Source organism: Aestuariivita boseongensis, assembly GCF_001262635.1.
In the GTDB taxonomy this organism is placed as follows: domain Bacteria; phylum Pseudomonadota; class Alphaproteobacteria; order Rhodobacterales; family Rhodobacteraceae; genus Aestuariivita; species Aestuariivita boseongensis.
This window is the reverse complement of the sequence record NZ_JXYH01000002.1, coordinates 118,935-144,962: the sequence shown is the minus strand read 5'-3', so window position 1 is coordinate 144,962 and position 26,028 is coordinate 118,935. Positions and strand designations below refer to the sequence as shown.

General features: G+C 62.6%; 20 protein-coding genes. 8 read left to right on the top strand and 12 right to left on the bottom strand.

Annotation, left to right across the window (positions count from 1 at the left end; genetic code table 11):
* The first annotated feature begins 155 nt into the window (after positions 1–155).
* Positions 156–2,426, top strand: a complete 2,271-nt coding sequence (locus TR61_RS01675; RefSeq protein ID WP_082181796.1) for a Hint domain-containing protein — start codon at positions 156–158, stop codon at positions 2,424–2,426.
* Between the two features lie 79 nt (positions 2,427–2,505).
* On the opposite strand, the gene TR61_RS01670 is transcribed toward TR61_RS01675, so the two are convergent.
* Both TR61_RS01670 and TR61_RS01665 read right to left on the bottom strand, forming a co-directional pair.
* A complete protein-coding gene (locus tag TR61_RS01670) occupies positions 2,506–3,114 on the bottom strand; it encodes a nucleotidyltransferase family protein (RefSeq protein WP_050927806.1) in 609 nt (202 codons plus the stop codon).
* A gap of 38 nt (positions 3,115–3,152) precedes the next feature.
* Entirely contained in the window at positions 3,153–5,561 is a 2,409-nt protein-coding gene (locus TR61_RS01665) for a GcvT family protein (RefSeq protein WP_050927805.1), read from the bottom strand.
* A gap of 303 nt (positions 5,562–5,864) precedes the next feature.
* On the opposite strand from TR61_RS01665, the gene TR61_RS01660 reads away from it, so the two are divergent.
* Positions 5,865–8,279 (top strand): GcvT family protein, encoded by a 2,415-nt coding sequence (locus tag TR61_RS01660; RefSeq protein WP_050927804.1) that lies wholly within the window; start codon positions 5,865–5,867, stop codon positions 8,277–8,279.
* Between the two features lie 35 nt (positions 8,280–8,314).
* Here TR61_RS01660 and TR61_RS01655 read toward each other — a convergent pair whose 3' ends face one another.
* The 5 genes from TR61_RS01655 to TR61_RS20110 form a co-directional block, all read right to left on the bottom strand.
* Positions 8,315–9,940 carry an MFS transporter gene (locus tag TR61_RS01655; RefSeq protein WP_050927803.1) on the bottom strand — a complete coding sequence of 542 codons (1,626 nt, stop codon included), beginning with the start codon at positions 9,938–9,940 and terminating at the stop codon, positions 8,315–8,317.
* A 4-nt stretch (positions 9,941–9,944) separates the two neighbouring features.
* Positions 9,945–11,279, bottom strand: coding sequence for an HlyC/CorC family transporter (locus tag TR61_RS01650; RefSeq protein WP_050927802.1), 1,335 nt, complete (start codon positions 11,277–11,279; stop codon positions 9,945–9,947).
* Between the two features lie 105 nt (positions 11,280–11,384).
* Positions 11,385–12,332, bottom strand: coding sequence for a site-specific tyrosine recombinase XerD (locus TR61_RS01645; RefSeq protein ID WP_050927801.1), 948 nt, complete (start codon positions 12,330–12,332; stop codon positions 11,385–11,387).
* A gap of 4 nt (positions 12,333–12,336) precedes the next feature.
* Entirely contained in the window at positions 12,337–13,845 is a 1,509-nt protein-coding gene (locus TR61_RS01640; RefSeq protein ID WP_050927800.1) for a hypothetical protein, read from the bottom strand.
* A 6-nt stretch (positions 13,846–13,851) separates the two neighbouring features.
* Positions 13,852–14,001 (bottom strand): hypothetical protein, encoded by a 150-nt coding sequence (locus TR61_RS20110; RefSeq protein WP_172676917.1) that lies wholly within the window; start codon positions 13,999–14,001, stop codon positions 13,852–13,854.
* 80 nt (positions 14,002–14,081) lie between these two features.
* On the opposite strand from TR61_RS20110, the gene TR61_RS01635 reads away from it, so the two are divergent.
* Positions 14,082–14,672: a shikimate kinase gene (locus tag TR61_RS01635; RefSeq protein ID WP_050927799.1), complete on the top strand. Its 591-nt coding sequence runs from the start codon at positions 14,082–14,084 to the stop codon at positions 14,670–14,672.
* Positions 14,672–15,778 (top strand): 3-dehydroquinate synthase, encoded by a 1,107-nt coding sequence (gene aroB / locus TR61_RS01630; protein ID WP_050927850.1) that lies wholly within the window; start codon positions 14,672–14,674, stop codon positions 15,776–15,778. The genes TR61_RS01635 and aroB overlap by 1 nt, the downstream gene beginning before the upstream one ends.
* A 379-nt stretch (positions 15,779–16,157) precedes the next feature.
* Here the strand turns inward: aroB and ssb are convergent, their stop codons facing one another.
* Complete coding sequence (ssb, locus tag TR61_RS01625) at positions 16,158–16,643, bottom strand: single-stranded DNA-binding protein (protein WP_050927798.1); 486 nt, start codon at positions 16,641–16,643, stop codon at positions 16,158–16,160.
* Positions 16,644–16,830: 187 nt separating this feature from the next.
* Here ssb and TR61_RS01620 point away from each other — a divergent pair, with 187 nt between their 5' ends.
* Together TR61_RS01620 and TR61_RS01615 are read left to right on the top strand one after the other, a co-directional pair.
* Positions 16,831–17,415 carry a lytic transglycosylase domain-containing protein gene (locus TR61_RS01620; protein WP_050927797.1) on the top strand — a complete coding sequence of 195 codons (585 nt, stop codon included), beginning with the start codon at positions 16,831–16,833 and terminating at the stop codon, positions 17,413–17,415.
* Between the two features lie 74 nt (positions 17,416–17,489).
* Positions 17,490–18,896 carry a sulfotransferase family protein gene (locus TR61_RS01615; protein WP_050927796.1) on the top strand — a complete coding sequence of 469 codons (1,407 nt, stop codon included), beginning with the start codon at positions 17,490–17,492 and terminating at the stop codon, positions 18,894–18,896.
* A gap of 51 nt (positions 18,897–18,947) precedes the next feature.
* Here TR61_RS01615 and TR61_RS01610 read toward each other — a convergent pair whose 3' ends face one another.
* The 4 genes from TR61_RS01610 to miaA all read right to left on the bottom strand — a co-directional run bounded on the left by TR61_RS01610 (position 18,948) and on the right by miaA (position 24,548).
* Complete coding sequence (locus tag TR61_RS01610) at positions 18,948–21,035, bottom strand: dipeptide ABC transporter ATP-binding protein (RefSeq protein ID WP_050927795.1); 2,088 nt, start codon at positions 21,033–21,035, stop codon at positions 18,948–18,950.
* 105 nt (positions 21,036–21,140) lie between these two features.
* Entirely contained in the window at positions 21,141–22,334 is a 1,194-nt protein-coding gene (locus TR61_RS01605) for an ABC transporter permease (protein WP_050927794.1), read from the bottom strand.
* A gap of 13 nt (positions 22,335–22,347) precedes the next feature.
* The gene (locus tag TR61_RS01600; RefSeq protein WP_050927793.1) at positions 22,348–23,400 is read right to left on the bottom strand and encodes an ABC transporter permease; all 1,053 of its coding nucleotides are present in this window, start codon (positions 23,398–23,400) and stop codon (positions 22,348–22,350) included.
* 281 nt (positions 23,401–23,681) lie between these two features.
* Positions 23,682–24,548 carry a tRNA (adenosine(37)-N6)-dimethylallyltransferase MiaA gene (miaA, locus tag TR61_RS01595; protein WP_050927792.1) on the bottom strand — a complete coding sequence of 289 codons (867 nt, stop codon included), beginning with the start codon at positions 24,546–24,548 and terminating at the stop codon, positions 23,682–23,684.
* A 115-nt stretch (positions 24,549–24,663) separates the two neighbouring features.
* Here miaA and pyrH point away from each other — a divergent pair, with 115 nt between their 5' ends.
* Complete coding sequence (gene pyrH, locus TR61_RS01590; RefSeq protein ID WP_050927791.1) at positions 24,664–25,401, top strand: UMP kinase; 738 nt, start codon at positions 24,664–24,666, stop codon at positions 25,399–25,401.
* Between the two features lie 60 nt (positions 25,402–25,461).
* Complete coding sequence (gene frr / locus TR61_RS01585) at positions 25,462–26,025, top strand: ribosome recycling factor (protein ID WP_050927790.1); 564 nt, start codon at positions 25,462–25,464, stop codon at positions 26,023–26,025.
* The last annotated feature ends 3 nt before the right edge of the window (positions 26,026–26,028 follow it).

Genomic DNA, 26,028 nt, shown 5'->3' with positions numbered 1-26,028 from the left:
CGTCGGCCTTGCCCGCTAAAGGTGTGCTTTCTCTTCTCTTTTCCGGAACCGATCCCGAAGACATGCGTCTTCGCGCATCCGGTTCAGGCTTTGCTCGGGAACGAAGTGATCCGCCGTGAGCGGATGGCATCCTTGGGTGCCGTAAGGAGAGTACGATGGCGAATAATTTCAACGATCCCTACGCGGCGAACCTGGTCGGTCTGTGGGACTTCCTGAACGGAAGCGAGAACGCAGATACCGGCCTGGATGACGGGTTCGCGCAGAACGGCACCTTCGTGGGCGGGGCCGCTGCCGTGGGCGATCAACTGGTGACCGAAGGCGAACCCGAACGGTTCGATGTGGGCGGCAATGATGATCCCTTTGACCTGGCCGAAGGTACGATCATCACCGAGTTCACCCAGAACGACAACAGCATCGGCGCGTTCCAGTCGGTTGTGAACCGGGGCGAGTTTTTCGACAGCGCCTCCGAAGGGTATTTCGAAATCCAGGTCACCTATGACGGCGCGGTGCAGGTCACCCATATCTCGAACGGTGTGACCATCGTGGAAACCACCGGCGCTGGCTTTGCCGATGTGGGCGACACGGTGCGCGTGACCTATGAATGGTCGGAAACCGAGGGCGGTCAGTACATCGTCAACAACCTGACGCAGGCGACCGATTACCAGGTCGACACGGCGGCAGGCGTGAACATGGATATCGGTGACAATGACGGCACCAGCTTCACCTTCGGCGCCCGTGAAAACGTGGACGAGACGCTGGTGGGCGACAATATCCCCGACAACTTCATCAAGTATTTCGACGGCAAGATCGACTATGTCGCCGTTTATGACGCCAAGATCACCAACCCGCCCGAAGGCGAGCCCGACGGCATCGTCACCAATGGCGATGACGCGGCGCTGATCGACGGGGATTACACCGGCGATCCCAATGGCGATGTGGTTGATGGCGGCGACGCGATCTTCCCGCGCACCGGCACCGATGACGATATCATCATCGCAGGCGGCGGGGATGACACGATCGAAGCAGGCGAAGGCCGCGACGAGGTCTTTGGCGGTGACGGCAATGACATCATCAACACCGATGCCGATCCTGCCTCCGGCCTGCCGGATCTGGGCTTCCCGTCCTATCAGGGCCTGCCCGAAGTGCCCGCCGACCCGATCCCCGATGATGATCTGGACACCGTCTTTGGCGGCGCGGGCGATGACACGATTTCGACCGGGGACGACGCCGATGTCATCTTCGGCGAATCCGGCAATGACGACATCAATGGCGGTCTGGATGCCGACCTGATCGATGGCGGCACCGGTGAGGATTTCATCGTCGGCGGCGAAGGCTCCGACACCATCCTGGGCGGCGACGACAATGACACCATCTATGGCGGTCTTGGGCCGGGCTTCCCCGATGGCACCAATATTCCTGACGACCTGCCCGGCGATCTGGCCGATCCGCGCCCCGATAACGGGCAAGACATCATTGACGGCGGCGATGGCGACGACCTGATCTTTGGTGAGGACGACAACGACACCATCGTGGGTGGCGCTGGCAACGACACCATCGACGGCGGTATCGATCAGGATGACATGTTGGGCGGCGATGACCGCGACACATTCGTCAACCTGAACGAGGGTGACATCGTAGACGGCGGTGAAGGCTTCACCAACTCGCCCGACGATGATTTCGACACGCTGGATCTGACCGGTGCGGCCGAGAACTCGAACCCCGGCGGCTCGCTGAACGTGGTGCTGGACGAAGGGAACCCGGAAAACGGGACGGTGTTCTTCCGCGATGCGGATGGCAACCAGACCGGCACGCTGGAATTCACCAATATCGAACGGGTCATCCCCTGTTTCACCCCCGGCACCCGCATTGCCACCCCGCGTGGCGAGGTTCTGGTCGAAGCGCTGGAAGTGGGCGACAAGGTCATCACCCGCGACAACGGCATTCAGGAGATCCGCTGGCTGGGCACCCGCACGCTCTCGGGCGACGAGATGAATGCGGCCCGTCACATGCAGCCGGTTCTGATCCGTCAGGGTGCTCTGGGTGGCGGTCTGCCGGAACGGGACATGATGGTGTCCCCGAACCACCGTGTGCTGGTGGCCAATGACAAGACGGCGCTTTACTTCGACGAAAGCGAAGTGCTGGTCGCGGCCAAGCATCTGGTGGGCAAGCCGGGCATCGACTGGGCCGAGGTACCGACTGTCACCTATATCCACTTCATGTTCGATCATCACGAAGTGGTCCTGTCGGATGGCGCCTGGACCGAAAGCTTCCAGCCTGGCGATCATTCGCTGGCCGGGATCGGTGACGAGCAACGCGAAGAGATCTTTGAGCTCTTCCCCGAATTGGCCACAGTGGAAGGCGTCAACGCCTACACGGCCGCGCGCCGGTCGCTCAAGCGTCACGAGGCGTTCCTTGTGATGAGCTAAGAGTTGCAGCCTCCGCAAGGATAGGGGGCTAAGACTTGCGGAATACGGGAAAGCGAGGCGGGAGACTGCCTCGCTTTTCTCATATGCGGGTGGGGTTTGCTGCGCGCCAGGCGGCCCAGGCCTCGGGCGTGTCCAGATCATGCCGCGCGCGCTGGCCGGGCAGGGGGATCAGCTGGACCTTGCCTTTGGCCATGGCGATAACCTCGCGCCCCCCGCTGTCGCCGGTCAAACTGGCGAAGGCCGGGATCAGATCACGGTGAAACACCACTGGATGTCCAGGCGCGCCATCTTCGGTCGCGCCGCGCCAGACAAGAGTGATTTGCGAATAATCGACTGCGCCGAGCACCGCGCGAAGATCGTCTTCATAAAGGTCCGGCAGGTCGGCCAGCAGCAGCATGAAGCCCGGCGCATCGGGCGGCAGCGCGGCCACAGCCGCGCGCAGGCTGGCGTTCATCCCCTCTGCAGCATCGGGCACAGAGCAGATTTCTACAGGCAGATCGGCCAAAGCGTCGTGCCGGCGGTGCGGGGCAGGTGGCAAAGCAACGATCACCGGCCCATCGGTGACAGCCAAGGCCAAGCGTGCTTGGCGGGCCAGCAGCGGCTGGCCATCGACATGCTGTAACAGCTTGTCCGCGCCGCCCATGCGCGACGAGGCTCCAGCCGCCAGAATGATCACCGGAAGATCCATGGCCCGCAGCCTAACCCTTGGCCGCGCAAGGAAAAGCCCTAACCGCGCATCCGCCCGCCATTGGCGTCAAAAAGCGGCTCGGTGATCAGGGTTGCCTTGCGCATGTGGCCCAGAATTTCGATCTCGACCTCCAGCCCCGGTTTGGCACGCTCGGTTGGTACGAACCCCTGTGCGATGGATTTGCCCGCCCAATGCGAATACCCGCCCGAGGTGCAAAAACCCTGCACCGCACCATCCAGCCAGATGGGCTCATACCCATGCACATCCGCATCATCGGCCTGAACCTCAAAGGCGCAAAGCTGCCGGGCAGGGGGCTTGGCCCGCTGGGCCTCTGCCGCCGCGCGGCCGATGAAATCGGCGTCTTTCTTCCAGTGAATGAAGCGATCCAGCCCCGTCTCCGCCGCCGTGTAATCGGGCGAAAACTCCGACAACCACGAGCCAAAGAACTTGTCCAGCCGCAGCGACATCATCGCGCGCATGCCAAATGGGATGATGTCAAAGGGCTGACCGGCCTCCCACAAGGTCCACCACAACCGACGTTGATCCATCGCGTCGCAATAGATCTCGAACCCCAGATCACCGGTGTAGGACAACCGCTGCACAAGGCACTCCACCTGTCCAACGGTCAGGCGACGCAGATCCATGAAGCGGATATCCGATAGGTCACGCCCCACTGCCGCCTCCAACAGTTTCCGCGCGTTTGGCCCCGCGATCTGAAATCCGGTGCGCGTATCCGAGACATTCTCGACCGTGATCCCACCGGCCAGATTTTGCAAAAACCACCGCATATGCACCGCCTGCGCTCCGTAGGAGCCGGTGATCTGGAACTCTTCCTCCGACAGGCAGGAAATCGTGAAATCCCCAATCAGCCGCCCCTTGGGCGACAGCATCGGCGATAGGCTCACGCGCCCCGGCGCGGGCACACGGCCTGCGAAAATCCGATCCATCCAGGCCCGCGCCTCATCACCGCGCACCAGATATTTCCCGAAATTCTGCACCTCATTGATGCCGACGCTTTCCCGAACCGCGCGCACCTCACGCCCCGTGGCGTCAAACGCGTCCGAGCGGCGGAAGGACGGCGTTTCAAAATCCGGCTCCGCCCCTTGGGCAAAGTAATTGGGCACCTCCAGCCCGTATTGATGCCCCCAGACCGCGCCCAGATCTGAAAAGATGTCATACATCATCGTCGTGCGATGCGGCCGCGCGGCGGGCAGTTCTTCATTCGGATAGGCCACGGAAAACCGCTTCTGGTAATTCTCGATCACCTTGGGCCGCGTATATCCCGGCCCGATCCAATCACCGTATCGTGCCACATCCATGGCCGTCACATCGCGGTCGCATTCCCCGTCGATCATCCATTGCGCCAGCATCAGGCCCACGCCACCGCCCTGCGAAAACCCGGCCATGACCCCACAAGCCGACCACAGCCCCGGCTTGCCCGGGATCGGCCCGACCAAGGGGTTCCCGTCAGGTGCAAAGGTAAACGGCCCGTGGATCACCGATTTCACCCCGGCCTTTTCCAGCACGGGGAAGCGCTTATAGGCGAAATCCACACTATCCGCGATCTTGTCGAAATCGTCTTGCAGCAACTCATGCCCGAACTCCCACGGCGTGCCATTCACCGCCCAAGGCTTGCAAGGCTGTTCGTAAAACCCGATGCAAAGCCCGCGCCCCTCCTGCCGCAGGTAACTCTCACCCGCCGGGTCCATCACATGGGGGTGTTCACTGTGACGCTCATAGATCTCAGGGATCTCATCGGTGACCAGATACTGATGCTCCATCGGATGCAGCGGCGTATAGACCCCCATCATCGCGCCTACCTCGCGCGCCCAAAGGCCACCGGCATTCACCACATGTTCGGTCTGGATCGTGCCCTTATCGGTCACCACGTCCCACCCGCCCGCCTTGCGCGGCACGATCTCCCGCACCATGCAATGCGTCTCGATCGTGGCCCCGCCCATGCGTGCCGCTTTGGCATAGGCATGCGTCGTGCCGGACGGATCCAGATGCCCATCCAGCGGATCATAAAGCGCGCCGATAATGCCGTCGGTATTGGTGATGGGCGCGACCTTACGGATCTCTTCCGGCCCGATAATCTCCGTCTCCAGCCCCATGAACCGGTGCTTGGCGCGTTCAGCCACCAGCATGTCAAACCGGTCCTGATTGTCCGCCAGCGTCACACCACCCACATGGTGCAAGCCACAGGACATCCCCGTGATCTCCTCCAGCTCCTTGTACAGCTTGATCGTATAGCCCTGCAGAGCGGCCATATTCGTATCGCCGTTCAGAGTGTGAAACCCGCCCGCCGCGTGCCAGGTCGATCCAGACGTCAGCTCGGACCGCTCTACCAGCATCACATCCGACCACCCCAGTTTGGTCAGGTGATAAAGAACCGAACAGCCAACGACGCCGCCGCCGATCACAACAACTTGGGTGGTGGTTTTCATCGCGCTTGTCCTTCTTTTCCGCGTTACAGCAGTCCTAGCCAGTCAAACCCGGAAGAAGGCCGCCCGAAAACGACAGATGCTGTCGCTTGCTTCTTTCTGGCCCAAAATACCCCCAGACCATGCCCGCCAAAAGCACCTCACGTGGATCTCCAGCAAAAAGGGGGACGACAAAGCGCATCCACCCTTCAATGTTTTCAGGGCCCGGGCTGTTTGCAAGCGACAGAACATGTCGCCATTGCACAAGTGAACACTGTGCTTCCGCGCCAAGGTGGCGGGCAGCGAAGCGTCAGAAAAGGCAAACCCATGCGCACCCACGCTCAGGCCGTCGTGATTGGCGGCGGCGTTATCGGATGTTCGATCCTCTATCACCTGACCAAGCTGGGCTGGACCGATGTGGTGCTGCTGGAGCGGGACGAGCTGACCTCCGGTTCCACCTGGCACGCCGCCGCGAACATCCACGGGCTGCATGACAGCACCAATATCAGCCGCATCCAGCACTATACGATGAACCTCTATAAAGAGCTGGAGGCCGAAACCGGCCAGGGCTGCGGCGTCTTCCAACCCGGATCTCTCTATCTGGCGCAGACCGAGCAGCGCGAACACCAGCTGCGCCTGCAAGCGGCCAAGGCCAAGCTTTACGGGATGAACTTCCATGAGGTCTCGCGCGACGAGGCCGAACGCCTCCACCCGCTGGTCAACTTCGACGGCATCCGCTGCATCATGTGGGAACCCGATGGCGGCAATGTAGACCCCTCGGGCGTGACCAACGCCTATGCGGCGGGCGCGCGTCAGCGCGGGGCCGAGATTATCCGGTTCTGCCCCGTCACAGGGACCGAACAACAACCCGACGGCACATGGATTGTGCGCACCGAAAAGGGCGATATCGCCTGTGAGTGGGTGATCAACGCCGCCGGTCTCTGGGGCCGCGAAGTGGCGGCTTTGGCCAGGATCGAGCTGCCGCTGCAGCCCACCGAACACCAGTATTTCGTGACCGAAACCATTGCCAAAATCGCCGCGATGGACCGCCGTCTGCCATCTGTGGCCGACCGCGACGGCGAATACTACCTGCGGCAGGAGGGCAAGGGCCTCTTGGTCGGGGCCTATGAAAAAGACTACCGCCTCTGGGCCGAAGACGGCACACCGCAGGGCTTTGGCCATGAGCTTTTCGCCGATGATCTGGAGCGGATCGAAGACAACATGATGCGCGCCATAGACCGGGTGCCTGCCGTGGGCGAGGCGGGGATCAAACGCGTGATCAACGGCCCGATGATCTGGTCACCGGATTCGAACGTGCTCTTTGGCCCCGTGCCGGAACTCTCGAACTATTTCTGTTGCAACGGCATCATCCCCGGCTTTTCGCAATCGGGCGGCATGGGGCAGGCTGTGGCCGAATGGATCATCGAGGGCGAGCCGAAGATGGACCTCTTCGCCTGGGACATGGCGCGGTTCGGGCCTTGGGCGGGTAAGGCCTTCACCAAGGCGCGGGTGGGCGACCAGTATGCCCACCGCTTCAAGATCCACTTTCCGGGCGAAGAACGCGAGGCCGGTCGCCCCGTGCGCACGCGTCCCGCGTACGCCCTGCAAAAGGACAAAGGCGCGGTCTTTGGTTTGAACTACGGCTGGGAACACCCGCTCTATTTCTCACACGACGTGCCCGACAGCGCAGGCTTCACCCGCCAGCCCTGGTGGGACGTGGTGGGGGCCGAGGCGCGGATGCTGCGCGACACCGCAGGCATCATCGACATCTCAAACTTCGCCAAATACCGCTGCAAAGGCCCCGGATCTGAGGATTGGCTGAACGCGGTTTTCGCAAACCGCATGCCCAAATCCGTGGGCTGGTCCTGCCTGACGCCCCTGATCGGCGTGCGCGGCGGGATCGCGGGGGATTTCACCGTCACGCGGCTGGCCGAAGACGAATTCTGGATTATCGGATCGGGCATGGCCGAACGGTATCACAAGCGGTTCTTCAAGGCTGTACCGCTGCCCGAGGGCACCAGTTTCACCTCTGAAACCGATGCCATGTGCGGCTTCAACGTCGCCGGTCCCAAATCGCGCGAGATGTTGCAGCGCCTGACCAACACCTCTCTGGCAACGACGGATTTCCCCTTCATGCGCAGCTCCTGGATCGATCTGGCCGGTGTCCGCTGCCTTGCGCTGCGTGTGTCCTTCACCGGCGATCTGGGCTGGGAACTGCACTGCGCGGAAGGAGACCAAACCCGCCTCTATCAAGCCCTGCTCGATGCGGGCGAGGAGTTCGGCGCAGGCCCCGTCGGCTCCCGCGCGTTGATGAGCTTGCGGGTTGAGAAGGGCTATGGCTCCTGGAGCCGGGAATACAGCCCCGAATACTGGCCGCAGGAAGTAGGTCTGGATCGCTTGTGCAAGATGGACAAGGACTTCCTCAACAAACCCGCCGCCGAAACCGTGATGCAAAACGCCCCTCGAGAGGCGTTGATGTTGCTCGCCCTTGATGAGGCCGACGTCACAGCCTCCAACGCCGATGCCACAGGCGGGGAGCCGATTTTCAAGGATGGTCAAGGGGTTGGAAGGGTGACTTCAGGCGCTTACGGCTACTCTGTCGGCATGAGTCTGGCCATGGGATACATCAAGGGCGCGGAGCCGGGCGACGAGGTAGAGGTCATGGTTCTGGGCCGTCCGCACAAAGCCCGTATTCTGCACGTGCCGCCCTTCGATCCCAAAGGCGAAAAGCTTCGGGCCTAAGCGCCCAAGGCGTTTCGAAACGCCTTGGCCCCCGATCACTCGTTGGTGCGCAGTTTCGAGCTTTGGACCATCCAGATGGCAATCAGCGGCGCCACAACGGTGACCGAGGCCACGGAAATCAACAGCCAGCCCAACTGCGAATAATCCGCGGGCACGGTCACAAGTCCCGTGGCCGGATCCACCACCTCCCGTGTGACGACAAACACCTCGTTGATGTATCGCGTCGCCAGTTGCGAGGCCGAGAGCGCCAAATTGGTAAACGACGCCATCACCGCAAAAAACGTGGCCTTCAAATGCCCCGGCGCATTGCGCGCGATCCAGGCCAGCATCGGGATCATCGCGACCTGTCCCAAGGGCGATTCAATCGCCGTGTCCAGCACCGCGATGAAGCGGGCATCGACCACACCGCCCGTCATCGCGGCTGTCCAGTGATGCACGCCGTAATAGAGCCCCAGATTGGGCAATGACAGCACGCCCGCCGCGATGGTCAAGAGGATGATGATATAGACAATCGTCCGCCGCGCCATCAGCGGTCGCAGAATGATCATCCCGGCCAAGGTCAATAGCCCCGTGAGCAGCGACAGCACCGACAGGAACTGCTGATCGAACTCCAACACATCGATATTGAACCACGTAAGCCCCGCCCCGGGCCCCGGCATCGCGCGAAAGACAAAGATGATGATCGCCGTGCCCGCCAGCACCCGCGCCTGCGCCGGGTCCAGCGCCTTGATCAGCTGGCGCATCAGCAGCAGAACCACGGTCATCGACCCTGCAAACACGATCTCTTGGGAAAACGGCACATCGCTCAGCCCCACGGCCAGTGTCAGCGCCACGAAAGCCGCGCCGCCGGTGAAATACCAGTGGTTCGCCTTCACCTGCTCGGGGTTGTGAAAGACCTGTGCGACCGCTTCCGCCCGGTCCATCCCGGCGCGCACCAGCGTCCGCACGCGGCCCCGCGCCATGATCCCCGCCAGCACCACGCCGGAGATTGAGATCACCGGCAACACCAGCGCCAAAAGATAGATGCGGGCGTAAACCGCCTCCTTCTCCGCCTGCGCCAACGCCTCAACCCCATCGAAGAGATAGATATTTACCGCCGCCACAATGCTGATCCCGCTGATCAGCGCGACGCGACCCAGGGTCTGCATGGTTGTGTGTTGCACGCGCAGCGCGTCCTGGGGCAGGGGAGTGCCCTCGGCATCCATCTCGGGCACCGCCTCCACCGACATCGCATCGGCCACCGCGTCCTGAATGACATATCCGCAAGGGGCCAGAAGCACCGCCAGCACATACCAGGCGGTCATGCTCATAACCTCCGCCATCCAAGGCGTGCGGGAGGCCAGCCCGTACATGATCAGGAACGAACAGGCCATCAGCGCCGCCCCCAGCCACACCAGCCAGCCTTTCCAGCGCCAGATCAGATCGACCAGATGGCCCAGCGGCATCTTCAGCGCCCAAGGCAGTCCCGCCCAAAACCCAAGCCCCGCCAGGAACGCGGCAGAGACATCGAGGTATTCTTTGACGAAAAACGTCCCCACGATCGCGGTCAGGCCCGACGCGCCAAAGGCGAAATAGACCATCAGCGGCGGCAGGAACGACCACCGCATCTGCCGCGCCAGATCCAGGAAGATCGCATCGAACCAGCGGGCCACAGCCACCATGGGATCACAAAGGCCTGATTTTCAGCTGGGTGATCCGGTTGCCCTGACGGTCCAGCACCTCGAACCGGAAGTTATGGAAGGAAAAGACCTGCCCCTTGGTGGGGATCATCTGCGCCTCATGGATCACTAGACCGGCGATGGTGTTGGCTTCCTCATCGGGCAGGCTCCAATCCGTGGCGCGGTTCAGGTCGCGGATCGTCATGGCGCCATCGACCACGTAATTGCCGTCTTCGCCCTTCAACACAGGGTGTTCGGCGTCGGGGTCGAACTCATCGGTGATCTCGCCCACGATTTCTTCCAGGATGTCCTCCAGCGTGATCAGACCCTGAAGCGAGCCATATTCATCCACCACCAGCGCAAAATGGGTCCGCATGCGCAGAAACTGTCGCATCTGGTCGTCCAGCGTGGTGGTTTCCGGCACGAAATAGGGCGGCATCGCCACATCGGTGATCTTGAAGTTCTTTAGTTCCTTGGCATCGCCGTCCGGCCCGCCGATCAGCTTGTTGATCGCGCGCAGCAGATCTTTGGCGTGGATCAGGCCGATGATGTTTTCTGGATCATCCTTGAAGACGGGCAGGCGCGTATGGTTCGACTGCAGACATTGCTCAAGGATCGCCTCGGGCGTGTCGTCGGCATTGATCATTTCGATATTCGAACGGTGGAGCATGATTTCCTCCACAAACCGTTCCGACAGGTCCAGCGCGCCCAGAATACGGTCGCGGTCTTCCTTTTCGACCACGCCTTCGGAATGGCCCAGCGTCAGCGCGCCTGCGATTTCTTCGCGCACGGCCATGATGTGGCTGTCAGGATCGGTCTGCACGCCAAACAGGCGCAGCACACCGCGCACGAACCAGCGCACCGCAGATACGACCGGCGCAAAAAGCGTCACCACCACGCCAATGGGGGCCGACACCAACGCGGCCGCTTTTTCGGCATTCGTGATGGCATAGGTCTTGGGCAGCACCTCGGCAAAGATCAGGACCAGAAGCGTCATCACCAGTGTGGCCAGCGCCACGCCGCTTTCGCCCAGCACCTTGGTAAAAAGCGCCGTCGCCAGCGAGGCCGCAAGGATGTTCACAAGGTTATTGCCCAGAAGGACCGACCCGATCAGGCGTTCATTATCCTCGGTGATCTTCAGCGCCCGCTCCGCGCCTCGCGATCCCTTGTCGGCCTGGCTGCGCAGTTTGCCCCTTGAGGCCGCCGTCAGCGCCGTTTCCGAGCCCGAGAAAAACCCCGACATCACCAAAAGAAACAGGATCACGCCACAGGTGATCCAGAATGCGCTGTCCAAAGTGCCAGTATTTGCGGCCTGGGCAAGCGCGTCGGTTGCAGGTTCCATTGGTGGTCAGGTCATCCTTGTCAATTGCATTGGGCTGGTTATGGGCATCCCCACGCCCCCGATCAAGAGGGGGCCGCGATTTCGCGCGGGCCTGTGCCCCTTGCGTCAGCCCTTGTCGCGGTCGACCTGGGTGGCCAGGGGGTGATGTTCAAGTACCAGTTTCTGCAGCCGTTCTTCCAACACATGTGTGTAAATCTCGGTCGTGGCGACATCGGCATGTCCCAGCAGCGTCTGGATCGATCGCAGATCGGCCCCATTGGCCAGAAGATGCGTGGCAAAGGCATGGCGCAGCGTATGCGGAGTGACCTTTTCGGGTGACACCCCGCCCGCAACCGCCAGATCCTTGATCAGCAGATAGAACCGGTGTCGCGTTAGATGGCCCGACTTGCCCCGCGACGGGAACAGGAACCGGGACCGCACACCGCCTTTGGCCAGCGCGGCCTCCTCGGCCGTGTCGCGTTCGGTCAGCCAGGCCGCCAGCGCCTCGCGCGCGGGGGGCGACAGGGGAACCATGCGTTCCTTCCCGCCCTTGCCCAAAATCAACAGCATGCGCGGATCGCCCCGTGCGGCAGACACCGGCAGGCCCACCAGTTCCGACACGCGCATGCCGGTGGCATACAGCACTTCCATCAGGCAGGTGTTGCGCAGCTTGTCGGCCTTGGACCGCCCATGGTTCCGCGCGGCGGTAAGAAGCCGGTCAACCTCCGCCACGTCCAGCGTCTTGGGCAGGCGCTTTTCGCGGCCCGGTCCCTTGATCTGGATGGCCGGATTGTCGCCGCGCCACCCCTCGTCAAAGGCAAAGCGATAGATCTGCTTTATCGCCGACAAGCGCCGCGCGCGGGTGGATTTGGCCAGCCCCTGATCGGAGCAATGGATCAGATAGGCCTCCACCTGATCGCGGTCGGCGCTGGCAAAGCCGCTGCCCTGACCGGCCAGCCAGTCCGCGAAATCCTTCAGATCGCGCCCATAGGCCAGCTGCGTGTTGGTTGCGGCGCCCGGTTCAGCCGCCTGCGCGTCCAGAAATGTGGAAATCCACTGAATGTCAGACGGCATGGGCCTAACCCTCCTGACCGATCAGCACCTGAAGCGAGGCGCGGCGCGCCACATCCTCCAGCCCCAGCGCGCGGAACACGGTCAGCGCGGTGGTCAGATCGTCTAGATTGCCGTCCGCGCCACGGTCAAACAGCGCGATGGCGCGCAGGATCGTTTCGCCAAGGGCCTTTCCGAACAGGCTTTGCGGCATGTTCGGAGCAGTCTGAAACCCCTCTGCAATCGCGCGCGCAAGCGGCGACGGGGCCGCGCCCGGTTCTCCCTGCGCAAGCGCCAGCCAGAAGGCTTCGTCCTCCGAAGCCGGGGTGATCGCGCGCGCCAGTGTCTCATAGGCGGGCGACAGCAACATCAGCTCGACCGCCCGGTCACGGGCCGGGCCCGTGGGCAGGCCAAGGGGCGCAAGGCTTTCGGCGAAAAGATCAGCAAAGGGCACCGCCAACCCGGCACGCCCCATCCGCGACCAGGCATCGGGCAGCGTCTTGGCCACTGCATCGGCGCTGCCCGTCTCGATCGCTGTCTCAAGCCGTTGGAGGGCCGACACCCGGTCCCACACCCCGCCCGAGGCGGCGGCCAGACGTTCGGTGTAAAACCCAAGCAGCGTGTTCGACGATATCGCGCCGGTGCGCGCCAGCCGCTCGGCCGCCTCCAGCTGCGCTTTCCAGCCGGCCACGTCGCGCAGATCCGCCGCCGCAAAGGCGCGCGGCAGCGACGCCGTGGGCACCCGTTCGCCAATCGCCTCGAACAGCCGGAACGTCAGGGGCGAGGGGTCGCGCGGCTGTGGCAGAGGGGCGGCGTCTTCGAACAGCTCGGGATGCAGGAACCGGTCCAGCGCGGGCGCGACCTCTTCGCGCAGCTCACCCAGCGCAAGGCTGGTCTCGAACAGCAGCGTCGCCCGGTTCAGATCGCCCCGCCGGGCCACGCAGAAAATCAGCGTTGCACGGTCGGGCGCCAGATGGGGAGTGTCGGCCAACACGGCGCAGACGTCATCCTCGTTCCCGGTGAGGAACGCCATATCGACCCAGCGCGCGAACAGATCGGCACTGCTGGCCGGGCCAGCTGCCTCGACCAGGGCCTTTGCGGGGTCAATCGCGCCCAGATCCAGAAGCCGGTCAATGCGGGCCAGAAGCAAGCTGTCATCGTCGCGAATGCCCTGCGCCTCGGTCAGAAGAAGCGAATACAGCAACGCCTGCAACGCGGGGTGCTCCGTCACCGGCGCGGCAGCAATCAGCCGGGTCAGAACCTGCGGATCGCTGCCCTGCCACAGATCGACGGGCAGTCCGGTGACCGATGACGGCACGATGCCCACGGGTGCGTCAGGGGCGTCGAGCGTCTGCACCTCGATCTGGGGCTGAAGCGCGGTTTCGGTGACCGGGGGATCGGTCTGCGTGGCGGCGGGATCTTCCGTCTCAAGCCAGTCGATGATCGACAGCGGGGCCTGCGCCAGCCCGGCCTGGGCGCTGAAGACCCCCATACCGCAAGCCAGAATTGCCGACCGGATCGACCGCGCGCCACCCATGGCAGATCAGTTCCCCTCAAGCGTGACGGGCTGGCGGATTTCGGTCTGCGGGGCCGAAAAATCCACCCCGAAAAACGGACCCAGATAGGCATAGCCCACCAGCGCGATACCGCCCAGAATGATCAGGTAAATCAGGAATTTAAACAGTCGCCCCATATGGTCCTCGATGCCTGCCTCAGCAATTTTGTGCCATTTATATATGGCCTTTTTATCAAGATCACGTCATTCACAAGGGAATGAGCGGAATTAAGCATAACATCGGTGTGACTGCCGTAAAGCCAAAGCCTTACAGGCTGCATAAAACCGTTGTGATGGTCGGCATGATGGGTGCGGGCAAGACCGCCGTGGGCCGGGCGCTGGCGGCGCGGCTGGGCGTGCCCTTTCTGGACAGCGATGCCGAAATCGAAGCCGCCGCCAACATGACCATCCCCGAAATTTTCGAACGCGACGGAGAGCCGTTTTTCCGCGACAAGGAAACCCGCGTGATCGAACGGCTGCTGACCGAAGCGCCGGGGATCCTGTCCACCGGCGGTGGGGCCTTTCTGGCCGAACGCAACCGTCAGGCGATCTCGCGGAAGGGCGTGTCGGTCTGTCTGGTGGCCGAGCTGGACGTGCTGTGGAACCGGGTCAAACACAAGGACACCCGGCCCTTGCTGCGCTCGCCCGATCCGCGTGCGACACTCAAGGGCCTTTATGATGCGCGCATGCCGATCTATGCCCTGGCCGATCTCAAGGTCGTCTCGGATGGCGAGACGTCGATCGAGGCGATGGTGGACCGTGTGATCTCGGTTCTTGAAACCCGCCCCGATGTATTGACGGAGGCATGATGCGCGACACCGTGCATGTGGATCTGGGCGCGCGCGCCTATGACGTGGAAATCGGCCCCGGCTTGATTGATCAGGCGGGCGACCTGATCGCGCCACATCTGGCCCGCCCGCGCGTGACGGTTCTGACCGATGAAACCGTGGCGGGTCTGCATCTTGACCGGCTGCGCGTGGGTCTGGCCGCAGCCGGGATCAAGATGGAGGCGCTGGCGCTTCCGCCGGGTGAGGGGACGAAAAGCTGGCCTTACCTGACCCAATCCGTCGAATGGCTGCTTGAGCAGAAAGTAGAACGCCGCGACGTGGTCGTGGCCTTTGGCGGTGGCGTGATCGGCGATCTGGCTGGCTTTGCCGCCGCGATCCTGCGCCGGGGCGTGCGCTTCGTTCAGATCCCGACGTCGCTTCTGGCGCAGGTGGACAGCTCGGTGGGCGGCAAGACCGGCATCAACACCGCACAGGGCAAGAACCTTGTGGGCGCGTTTCACCAACCGTCGCTGGTGCTGGCGGATACGGACGTTCTGGACACGCTGACCCCCCGCGATTTTCTGGCCGGGTATGGCGAGGTGGTTAAATACGGGCTTCTGGGCGATGCGGAATTCTTCAGCTGGCTGGAGGGACAGGGCCCCGCGCTGGCTGCAGGCGATATGGCTGCCCGGGTGCGCGCCGTGACCCGCTCGGTCGAAATGAAGGCCCGCATCGTCGAACGGGATGAAACCGAACAGGGAGACCGCGCGCTTTTGAACCTGGGCCACACCTTCTGCCACGCGCTTGAGGCCGCCACGGGCTATTCCGACAGGCTCTTGCATGGCGAAGGCGTTGCCATCGGCTGCGCGCTGGCGTTCGAGCTCTCGGCGCGGCTGGGCCTGTGTTCGCAGGAAGCGCCCAGCCGGGTGCGCGCCCATCTGCGCGACATGAAGATGAAGACCGATCTGTCTGATATCCCTGGGGATTTGCCCGATGCCGAAGGGCTGATGGCGCTCATGGCGCAGGACAAGAAGGTCGTCGATGGCCAGCTGCGTTTCATCCTTGCGCGCGACATCGGGGATGCGTTTGTCGCCACGGATGTGCCAAGCGACGCGGTTCTGACGCTTCTGCGCGATGCGCTGGGGTAAGCGCACCCGTCCCGGGCCTGACCCTGGACCTCTGGCCACCGTACGCAGCTCTCAGACCAAATTAACCGCTTCGGGTCTACATCTTTGCGCGGATATCCAGCGGCGTGTCGGCCTATCAACCCGGCATATCGCACATCAGGAGAATACAACGCGCCCCGGATGGGAAACCCCATCCAAGGCGTGACGTTCAGACGGCCAGAGCGGGATTAAAACCCCCGCGATGAACGGTGCCGGAGCATTCCGGGCCTGTCTCCGCCCCTTGGCGGGCCCGCCTTTTTCGCTCCGACCAGAAGAAAAAACCGCACCGGACAAGCCTGATGCGGTCTCTCGATCAACCCCCTGCACGGGCCTAAGCGCCCTGCGGGGTCTTCGGTCTGTCTTAAAACGGGATCTCGTCGTCCATATCGCGCGACGGTGCCGGGCTGCCGCCGCCCATCGGGTCGGACGGCCCGCTGTCATAGCCGCCGTAACCGCCGCCCGATCCACCGATCTGACCGCCACCGCCGCCGCCGTCGCGGGCATCCAGGAAGGTCAGTTCACCCGCATAGGGGCGCAGCACCACTTCGGTCGTATAGCGGTCCTGACCGGACTGATCCTGCCATTTGCGCGTCTCAAGTTTGCCCTCGACATACACCTTCGAGCCCTTGCGCAGATATTGTTCCGCCAGCCTGGCCAGGTTTTCGTTGAAGATGGCCACGCTATGCCATTCCGTGCGTTCGCGCCGTTCACCGGTGTTGCGGTCCTTCCAGGTCTCCGACGTGGCGATGCGCAGGTTGCACACCTTTCCGCCATTCTGGAATGTGCGCACTTCGGGGTCGCGCCCCAGATTGCCGATGAGAATGACTTTGTTGACCGATCCAGCCATGATGCCCCCTGCGTTTCTTCACGTGATACCGGGGCTGTCGTCGAATCTGCCCCCGGCGTTTGGATGAGCCTACACTCTCCCTCAAGGCCTTAAAACTGGTTAACGGCGCTTGCGTCCGCAAACTCTGGCAAAATGGCGAAAATTGGATATAATCGTCCAAAGCACTGGACCTGGGGCCGCTTCAGAGATGAAACGTGTAACGATTGCTTTTGTAGTGTGCGGTATGATGGCACCTGCCACGGCCTCGGCCGATATCTTCTCTTCGAAAAGCCGCAAACAGCTCTTCACCTCGCAAACGCGGGTGCTGGATACGCGTGCCTCCAAGCAATACGCCGCATCGGTCCGGCTGCAGCCGCAGACGATCCATACGCCGGGTCTGGGAGGCATTCCGCAATATAACGGCAAGTATCGCGGCCAGTATCTGGGCCTTGCGCGCGACGCGGCCCGCCGTCACGGCATCCCCGAGGATCTGTTCCTGCGGCTGGTCCAGCAGGAATCGGGCTGGAACCCCAATGCGCGCTCGCACAAGGGCGCGATGGGCCTGGCCCAGCTGATGCCCGCCACGGCGCGGTATCTGCGCGTCGATCCCAACGATCCGCGCGACAATCTGGAGGGCGGCGCGCGCTATCTGGCTGAACAATATCGCGAATTCGGCTCGTGGCGTCTGGCGCTGGCGGCCTATAACGCAGGCCCCGAGGCGGTCAGAAAGCACAATGGCGTGCCGCCTTACCGCGAAACCCGCAACTATGTGCGGATCATTCTGGGCAGCTAGGCCCGGCGTTTACCAGACCTTCACCGCTTGGATGCTAGGACAGACCCATCTTTCGCCGGATGGAGAACCTCCGCATGCTCGCAGCGCCGCTTGTTCTGCCGCGCGCCGCAAGCCCCGCGCGCAGTGACGCGGATCTTGTGGCCAAACTGATGGGTGACGGGGCCTATGGGGCCGCCTGGGCGCTGTTGCGCCCCCGGATCGTCGGGGGCAGTGCCGATCCGGTGGCGCTGGATCAGGCCGCCACCTGCCTGTGGCACCTTGACGATGCGGCACAGGCCATGGCGGTGTTGCAGCGGCTGGTCGACGGCTGGCCGCAACTGGGCCGGCCTTGTGTGAAACTGGCCTCCTATGCCGCCAGTTGTGGCGACCGGGCCCGCGCGCTTGCCGCGCTGGACCTGGCGTTTTCCCGCGGCGCGCGCACCGCGCAGGGGCTGGCGCTTCTCAACCGGCTCGACCCGATTGCCCGCGACGGGGCTTTGGCGCGGCGGCTCAAGGGAATGGCGGGCGATAGCTCTCTGCCGAAACTGGATCAGGCCATCGCCCAGAACACCCTTGGCAGGATCGAAGACCGCGCCGGGCGCACCCGCGCCGCCTTCCGCTGGTTCAGCGCCGCGAACCGCAGCCATGGCGCGCCTTATTGCCCGGACGACATCTCGGCCCTGGTGGCGGGGCAGGTCAGGCTTTTCGATCCCGCGTGCATCCCCGACGACGAGGCAGAAGGGCCGCGCCTTGTCTTCATCACCGGCCTGCCGCGATCCGGCACCACGGTTCTGGACCACAGCCTTGCGCGCCACAGCCAGATCCGCCCGCTGGGCGAAAGCCCCGCCTTGTCGCGCACCGTCATGGCCATGCGCCGCGAGGTGGGCAGCACCGGTGCCTGGGATTGGCTGCTGCGGCTTGGCCCGACCGATCGCACCGCCTTCCGGCGCTATTTCCTGTCCTACCTGCCTGTCGGCGCGGTTGAGGACGGGCAGGTCCTGATCTCAAAAATGCCGCTGGATTGCTTCGATCTGGGGGCGGCTGCATGGCTCTGGCCGCAGGCGCGTTTCGTGCATCTGTCGCGTCACCCGATGGATGTGGGCCTGTCGAATTTCACCACGCTTTTTCATCAGGGCCACGGGTTTTCGCGCAGGCTGGACTGGATGGCCCATATGATCCGGGCCGTAGACCGATCCGTCAGCGATTACCGCGCCAAGCTGGGCGATGCGCTGCGCGTGCAATCCTACCGCGCGCTGGTCGATGACCCGGAAGGCGTACTGCGCGCGATCCTGTCCCATATCGGCCTGCCATGGGAGGGGGCCTGCCTGTCGCCCGAAACAGGCGGGCGACCTGTGCAGACTGCATCGATCGGGCAGGTGGATCGGGGGGTCAACCGGGATGGTCTGGGCAAATGGCACCGCTATGCCGATCAGCTGCAGCCGCTGGCGCATGCGCTCGACCCGGAATGGCTCCGGAATTGGGAGGCGCAGGACGCGTCCTGACAACCGGGCCGCCCCTTGGGACGGCCCGCGCTTTTGAAGAAAGCCTCCGGGTTATTCGGCGGCGACCTTGATCACCGGCTCCATCTGGTTGAGGATCGCATCGCTCAGATGGCATTTGATCTGATGGCCACCCTCCAGCATCTGCACCGGCGGCACCTCTTTCTCGCACAGCCCGCCCGGCACTTCGGATTTCCACCGGCAGCGCGTCTGGAACGGACAGCCCGGCGGCGGGTTCATCGCCGAGGGGATATCGCCTTCCAGCACGATATGCTTCTTCTCGACCGAGGTATCGGCGATGGGCACAGCCGACAAAAGCGCCTCCGTATAGGGGTGATAGGGCGGGGAGAAGACCTGTTCGGTCGTGCCCAGCTCGACCACATGGCCCAGATACATCACCATCACGCGGTCGCTCAGATAACGGACGATCGAGAGGTCGTGGCTGATAAAGAGAAGCGTTGTCTTATGCTCCCGCTGGATCTCCATAAGCAGATCGGTCACAGCCGCCTGCACCGACACATCCAGCGCCGAGACAGGCTCATCCGCCACCACGATCCGCGCATCGCCCGCAAAGGCCCGCGCGATACCCACACGCTGTTTCTGCCCACCCGACAGTTGCCGTGGCATCCGGTCGGCAAAGGCGCGCGGCAGTTTCACCAGATCCAGAAGCTCCAGCATGCGCTGCTTGCGCTCGCGGTCGTTGTTGCCCACGCCGAAAATCTCCAGCGCGCGCATGATCTGCCGGCCCACCGTCATCGACGGATTCAGCGTGTCGAACGGGTTCTGGAAGACCATCTGCACCTCGCCCACGGTCTTGGCGTCGCGTTCTTCAATGGGGATGCTTTCGATATTGCGGTTGTCCAGCAGGATCTGCCCTTCGGTGGCGGTCTCAAGCCCCATCAACACCTTGGCGAAGGTGGATTTGCCGCAGCCAGATTCGCCCACAATGGCCAGCGTTTCGCTTTCGCGGGCCTCAAACGACAGCGTTTCATTGGCCTTCACGACCTTCTTATCGCCCCCGCCGAACAAGGCATTGGCCGCCACCTCGTAATATTTCTTGAGGTTGTCCATCTTCAGGACGACATCGCCGATCTCACCCTTTTCCTTCTGATCGGCCAACTCAAGCGGCGCGTTCCAGTCGATCTCCTGGAACTTCAGGCAACGCGTGGCGTGACGGTCATTGCCCGGCACGTCGAACATCGGAATGTCCTTGGCATCGCAACGCCCGGCCTCGAAATAATCGCAACGCGGGCCGAAGTTGCAGCCATTGGGGCGCTCATGGGGCAGGGGGAAGTTGCCGGGGATCGCCACAAGCGGACGCGAATTCTTGTCCGCGCCCGGCAGCGGGATCGACCGGAACAGCGCCTGCGTATAGGGGTGCTGCATCTCGTCGAAGACGTCCTCGATGGACCCGCGTTCGACAGCTTCCCCGGAATACATCACGCAAAGCCGGTCGCAGGTCTCAAGCACCAGACCCAGATTGTGCGAGATAAACAGCATCGAGGTGCCGTATTTCTTGCCCAGATCCTTGACCAGTTCGACCACAGCGGCCTCCACCGTCACGTCCAGCGCGGTGGTGGGTTCATCCAGGATCAGAAGCGACGGTTTTGACATCAGCGCCATGGCAATGACGATCCGCTGCTGCTGGCCGCCCGACAGCTGATGCGGGAAGCTGCGCAACATGCGTTCGGGGTCGGGCAGTTTCACATCCGTGACCACCTCCAAAGCGCGCTGATAGGCTTCGCTTTCGCTGACGCCCTCATGGATCATCGGCACTTCCATCAGCTGCTTGCCGATCCGCATGGCCGGGTTCAGAGAGGCCATCGGCTCCTGATAGATCATCGCGATTTCATTGCCGCGAATGTCGCGCAATTCCTCGGCGCTCATTTCGCTCAGATCACGGCCCTTGAATTTGATCGTGCCGCCCACGATCCGGCCGTTCTTGCCCAGATCCTGCATCACGCCCAGCGCCACGGTGGATTTCCCGCAGCCGGATTCGCCCACAAGGCCCACGGCCTCGCCGGGTTGCACCGCGACCGAGAAATCCATCACGGCGGGGATTTCCCTCAGCCGAGTGAAAAAGGAAATCGACAGCTTGTCGATCTCCAGGATCGCGCCGTCATATTCTGCCAGTTTGCTCATCGTTTAGTCCTTTGTTCCGTCGCCGTCCCGGGCTTGACCCGGGACCTCGGTGTTTCAGCGAGACCCCGGATCAGGTCCGGGGTGCCGCCGCCCCAAAGGGCGACGTCAGTCCTTCAGGCTTTCTTCACGCAGCCCGTCTGCCAACAGGTTCAGCCCCAAGACCAGCGACAGAAGCGCAAGCGCGGGCGGAAGCGCGGGATGCAGATAGATCGACAGAAGTTTCCGACCTTCGTTGATGGTCGATCCCCAATCCGGGCTTTCCGGGGGCAGGCCCAGGCCAAAGAAGCCCAGGGTGCCCAGAAGTATGGTGGTGTACCCAATCCGCAGGCAGAAATCGACGATCAGCGGCCCGCGTGCATTGGGCAGGATCTCCCACAGCATGATGTACCACGGGCCTTCGCCACGGGTCTGTGCGGCGGCCACATAGTCGCGTGTCTTGATGTCCATGGCGAGGCCACGAACGATCCGGAACACCGTGGGGGAGTTCACAAAGACCACCGACACGAAGACCACCAGAATGCCGCCCGGAATGTCGAACAGATCCAGAATGCCAGGCAGCACATGCACCTTCGATCCCACCTCGGAAATCAGCGACAGATAGACCCAGATCATCACGCCCAGCACCCCGATCAGAAGCGGCGTGCGGAATTTCGGCTGCGTGTAATAGCGCGAATTCAGCAACACGCCGACAAAGATGATCGGGAAGACGAACAGGACAGTGGCCATGTAATTGGGCACCCCGGTCGCCACGATCTCGGGCGTCACCAGCAGGTAGAACAAGAGGATCACCGGGAAGGCCAGGATCAGGTTTGCAAGGAAGGACAGAAGCGTATCCAGCTTGCCGCCGTAATATCCCGCCGGCAGACCCAGCGTGATGCCCACCATGAAGGCGAACAAAGTGGCCAAAGGCGCGATCTGCACCACCACCCAGGCGCCATCCACCATGCGCGAGAACACGTCCCGCGCCAGGTTGTCGCCACCCAGAAGGTAGTACATGTATTCGCCGTCCTCGGCCCCGCGCATCGGCGTGCCGGGCACCTTGTTCTTCATCCCCGAGACCTGCGCCAGCGGGTCATGGGTGATAATCAGGTCCATCGCACCGAAGATGCCGGTAAAGACCCAGAACATCACAAGGCCGAAGCCGATCAGCCCGATCGGGCTGTCATAAAGCTTGCCGTAAAGGCCCAGTTTGCGTTTGAACGCGGCCGAGACCGCGAAAAGAACGATCAGCGCAATCCATACGGGCATGAATTGCCAGAACATACGGCCCAGAATTTCGGCCCAGGTTAATGGTTCCATGGCTCGGCCCCCCTTAAGAAATGCGGATACGTGGGTTCAGGAAGACATAGCCGATATCCGATATCAGCTGCGTCACCAGCACCACGATGACCGAGACGACCGAAACCGCCAGAAGCAGCTCGATGTCATTGTTGCCAGCCGCCTGAACCAGCAGCCATCCAAAGCCCTTGTAGTTGAACAAGGTCTCCACGATGACCACACCGTTCAGCAGCCAGGGGAACTGAAGCATGATTACCGTGAACGGCGCGATCAGCGCGTTCCGCAATGCATGTTTCAATACGATATTGGGGAAGCTCACCCCCTTCAGACGGGCGGTGCGGATATATTGCGCCGTCATCACCTCGGTCATCGAGGCGCGCGTCATCCGCGCGATATAACCCATCCCGTAAAGCGCGATGGTCAGCACCGGCAGGAAGAAGTTCTCGAAATTGGCGTCTTCCATGGCCGCGGTGGCCGTGCCCTTGAACCATTTCAGCCCCACGGCAGACGAGGCAAAGACCGCGATGAAAATCACGCCCGAAACATATTCCGGCGTGGCCGTCGTCGCGATCGAGAAGGTCGACAGCGTCCTGTCCGTCTTTGACCCCTCCTTCATCCCCGCCAGAACGCCCACGATCAGCGCCATGGGCACCATCAGAAGAAGCACGAAGAACATCAGCTTGCCGGTCAGCCCCAGCCGGGTCGCCACAAGCGTGCCCACCTCATCCTTGAACACCGTGGAATAACCCCAGTCGCCCTGCAGGATGCCGCAGAAGGTGGGGGCGGCGTCCAGTTCCTCGCGGGTGACGGTGCCGCGCGCGCAGCGCCCGCGCCAGCCGTTTTCCACCTCGCGCTCCCAGCCGGGCGCGACGCCCAGCCATTGCGCGTATTTCAGATAGACCGGCTGCAGATAGCCATTGTTCTCCAGATAGCTTTCCACGGCCTCGTCCGACATGCGGAAGTTGCCTTGGGTTTTGGCCAGCTTCTCCAGGTTCGGATAAAGGTTGGTCATGAAGAACACGATGAAGGTCAGGCACAAGGCCGTCAGGATCATCACGCCTGTCCTTCGTAAGATAAACAGTCCCATTGGATCCCCTGTTGGTCAGGTTTGTGTTGCACCATAGCTCTGGCGCTTATCTGTTAGGCGCCCCGGCGGTGACCGAAGCGAAAATGGTGCTGAAGATCCGAAGACATCATGCCCCGCCAATTGGCAGGACGCACCCTGTTGCTTGCATGGGGTTTTGGCTTTTCTGGTTCCCCTTGCCTGCATTCGGCACGGATTCTCAAATCACGTCAACGGCTGCTTTCGCCATTTCATGTAAAAAAAGCGACATCTACCTTTTCCGAAAGCGACATTTCGGCGGGGTACTAGGCGCTTGCAGGGTTGATCGCGTGCCAGTCTCGCATCCGTTTGCGAAACCAGGTGCGCTGGCGCTTGGCAAATTGCCGGGTCGAGATCGACGCGGCCTCGCGCGCCTCATCCAGCGACAGCGCGCCTGTGACATGGCCCATCAGCTCGGGCACGCCGATGGCGCGGAAGGCCGGTTTTGCAGGGTCGTAATGCGGCGCCATGGCACGCACCTCGTCCAGCGCGCCTTGGGCCACCATGGCGTCGAAGCGCCGGAAAATGCGCGCCTCCAGCCAGGCCTTGGGCGCGTCCAGCACGATCCGCGTGCAGGCCTCTGGTGGCAACAGGGGCGGCGGCGTGTCGTCCTGCCAGGCAGCCAGTCCCCGGCCCGTGGCGCTGAGCACCTCCCAGGCGCGCTGCACGCGGGCGCGGTTGGCGGTGTCGATGCGCGCGGCGGTCTCAGCGTCAAGCGCGGCCAGCAGCGTGGGCAGATCCAGGGCATCGCCCTTGGCCCGGATGTCGGGCGGGGTTTCGGGGATATCGGCCATCCCTTCGGTCAGCGCCATGAAATAAAGCCCCGTGCCCCCCACGATGATAGGCCGCTGTGACGCTTTCAGAATCGCGCCCACCTCGCGCAGCCAGTGCCCGGCGGAATAGGGCGCGTCCCAGGCGATATGGCCATAAAGCGCATGGGGCAGGGCGGCCTCGTCCTCGGGCGACGGGCGGGCGGTGACCACGCGCCAGCAGTCATAGACCTGGCTGGCATCGGCATTCACGATCACCCCGCCATGGGTTGCTGCAATCTCCATCGCCAGGGCCGATTTGCCCGATGCGGTGGGCCCGGCGATCAGAACCGGCAGATCATCAGGGATGGGGGGCAGGGTCATCGTGCAGGACGGCTTTCGATTTTATCACGGCGGCGGGGCTTGCGGCGCATTGAATCCCGCCGCGATATGGGACATTTTGCGCAGAACTAAAACCCGTGCCAAAGCGGAGCGCAATATGACCGAGCCCCAGACCGACCTGCCCGAGACGACATTCAAACGTGTGATGTTGAAAATTTCCGGGGAGGCGCTGATGGGCGATCAGGGCTTCGGCCTGCATCCTCCCACCGTCGAGCGCATCGCGGACGAGGTCAAATCGGTCCATGATCTGGGCGTACAGATCTGCATGGTGATCGGCGGCGGCAACATCTTCCGGGGCCTGCAAGGCAGCGCACAGGGGATGGAGCGCACCACGGCCGATTACATGGGGATGCTTGCCACCGTGATGAACGCGCTGGCGATGCAGAGCGCGCTTGAGGCCAAGGGCGTCTTCACCCGCGTGATTTCAGCGATCACCATGAACGAAGTGGCCGAGCCCTATATCCGCCGCCGCGCCGTACGGCACCTGGAGAAAAACCGCGTCTGCATTTTCGCGGCGGGCACCGGCAACCCATATTTCACCACCGACACGGCGGCCACGCTGCGCGCCAACGAGATGTCGTGTGAGGCGATCTTCAAGGGCACCAAGGTGGACGGCGTCTATGACAAGGATCCGGCGAAGTTTCCGGACGCCAAGCGCTATGACGAGGTCAGCTATGACGATTGCCTGGCCAAGCGGCTGGGGGTCATGGATGCCTCGGCCATTGCCCTGGCGCGCGACAACAACCTGCCGATCATCGTCTTTTCGCTGGATGAACCGGGCGGGTTCCGGGGTATCCTGGCGGGGCGCGGCACCTATACCAAGGTGCATGGCTGAGCTATGGCCAGCTTGCGTTAAACCGTTTATAGCACTTTCACCCTAAAGAAGAGCAGGCACATGTCAGACGATTTCATGCTTGATACCGACGATCTGGAACGCCGGATGGATGGGGCGATCACCTCTTTGCGGACGGAATTCGCGTCCTTGCGCACGGGCCGCGCCAGCGCGTCGATGCTTGAGCCGGTGATGGTCGATGCTTACGGCGCGATGACACCGATCAACCAGGTGGGCACCGTGAACGTGCCCGAACCGCGCATGGTCACCGTGAACGTGTGGGACAAGGGCCTTGTGGGCAAGGTCGAAAAGGCCATCCGTGAAAGCGGGCTGGGCATCAACCCGCAGACCAATGGCACGATCATTATGCTGCCCATTCCCGAATTGAACGAAGAACGCCGCCGCGAACTGACCAAGGTCGCGGGCCAGTACGCCGAAGGCGCGCGCGTGTCGATCCGCAACATCCGCCGCGACGGGATGGACCAGATCAAGAAGGCGAAATCCGACGGCCTGTCCGAGGACGACCAGAAATTCTGGGAGAACGAGGTGCAGGAGCTGACCAACAAGATGATCGGCGCGGTCGACAAGGCGCTTGAGACCAAGCAAGCCGAAATCATGCAGGTCTGACCC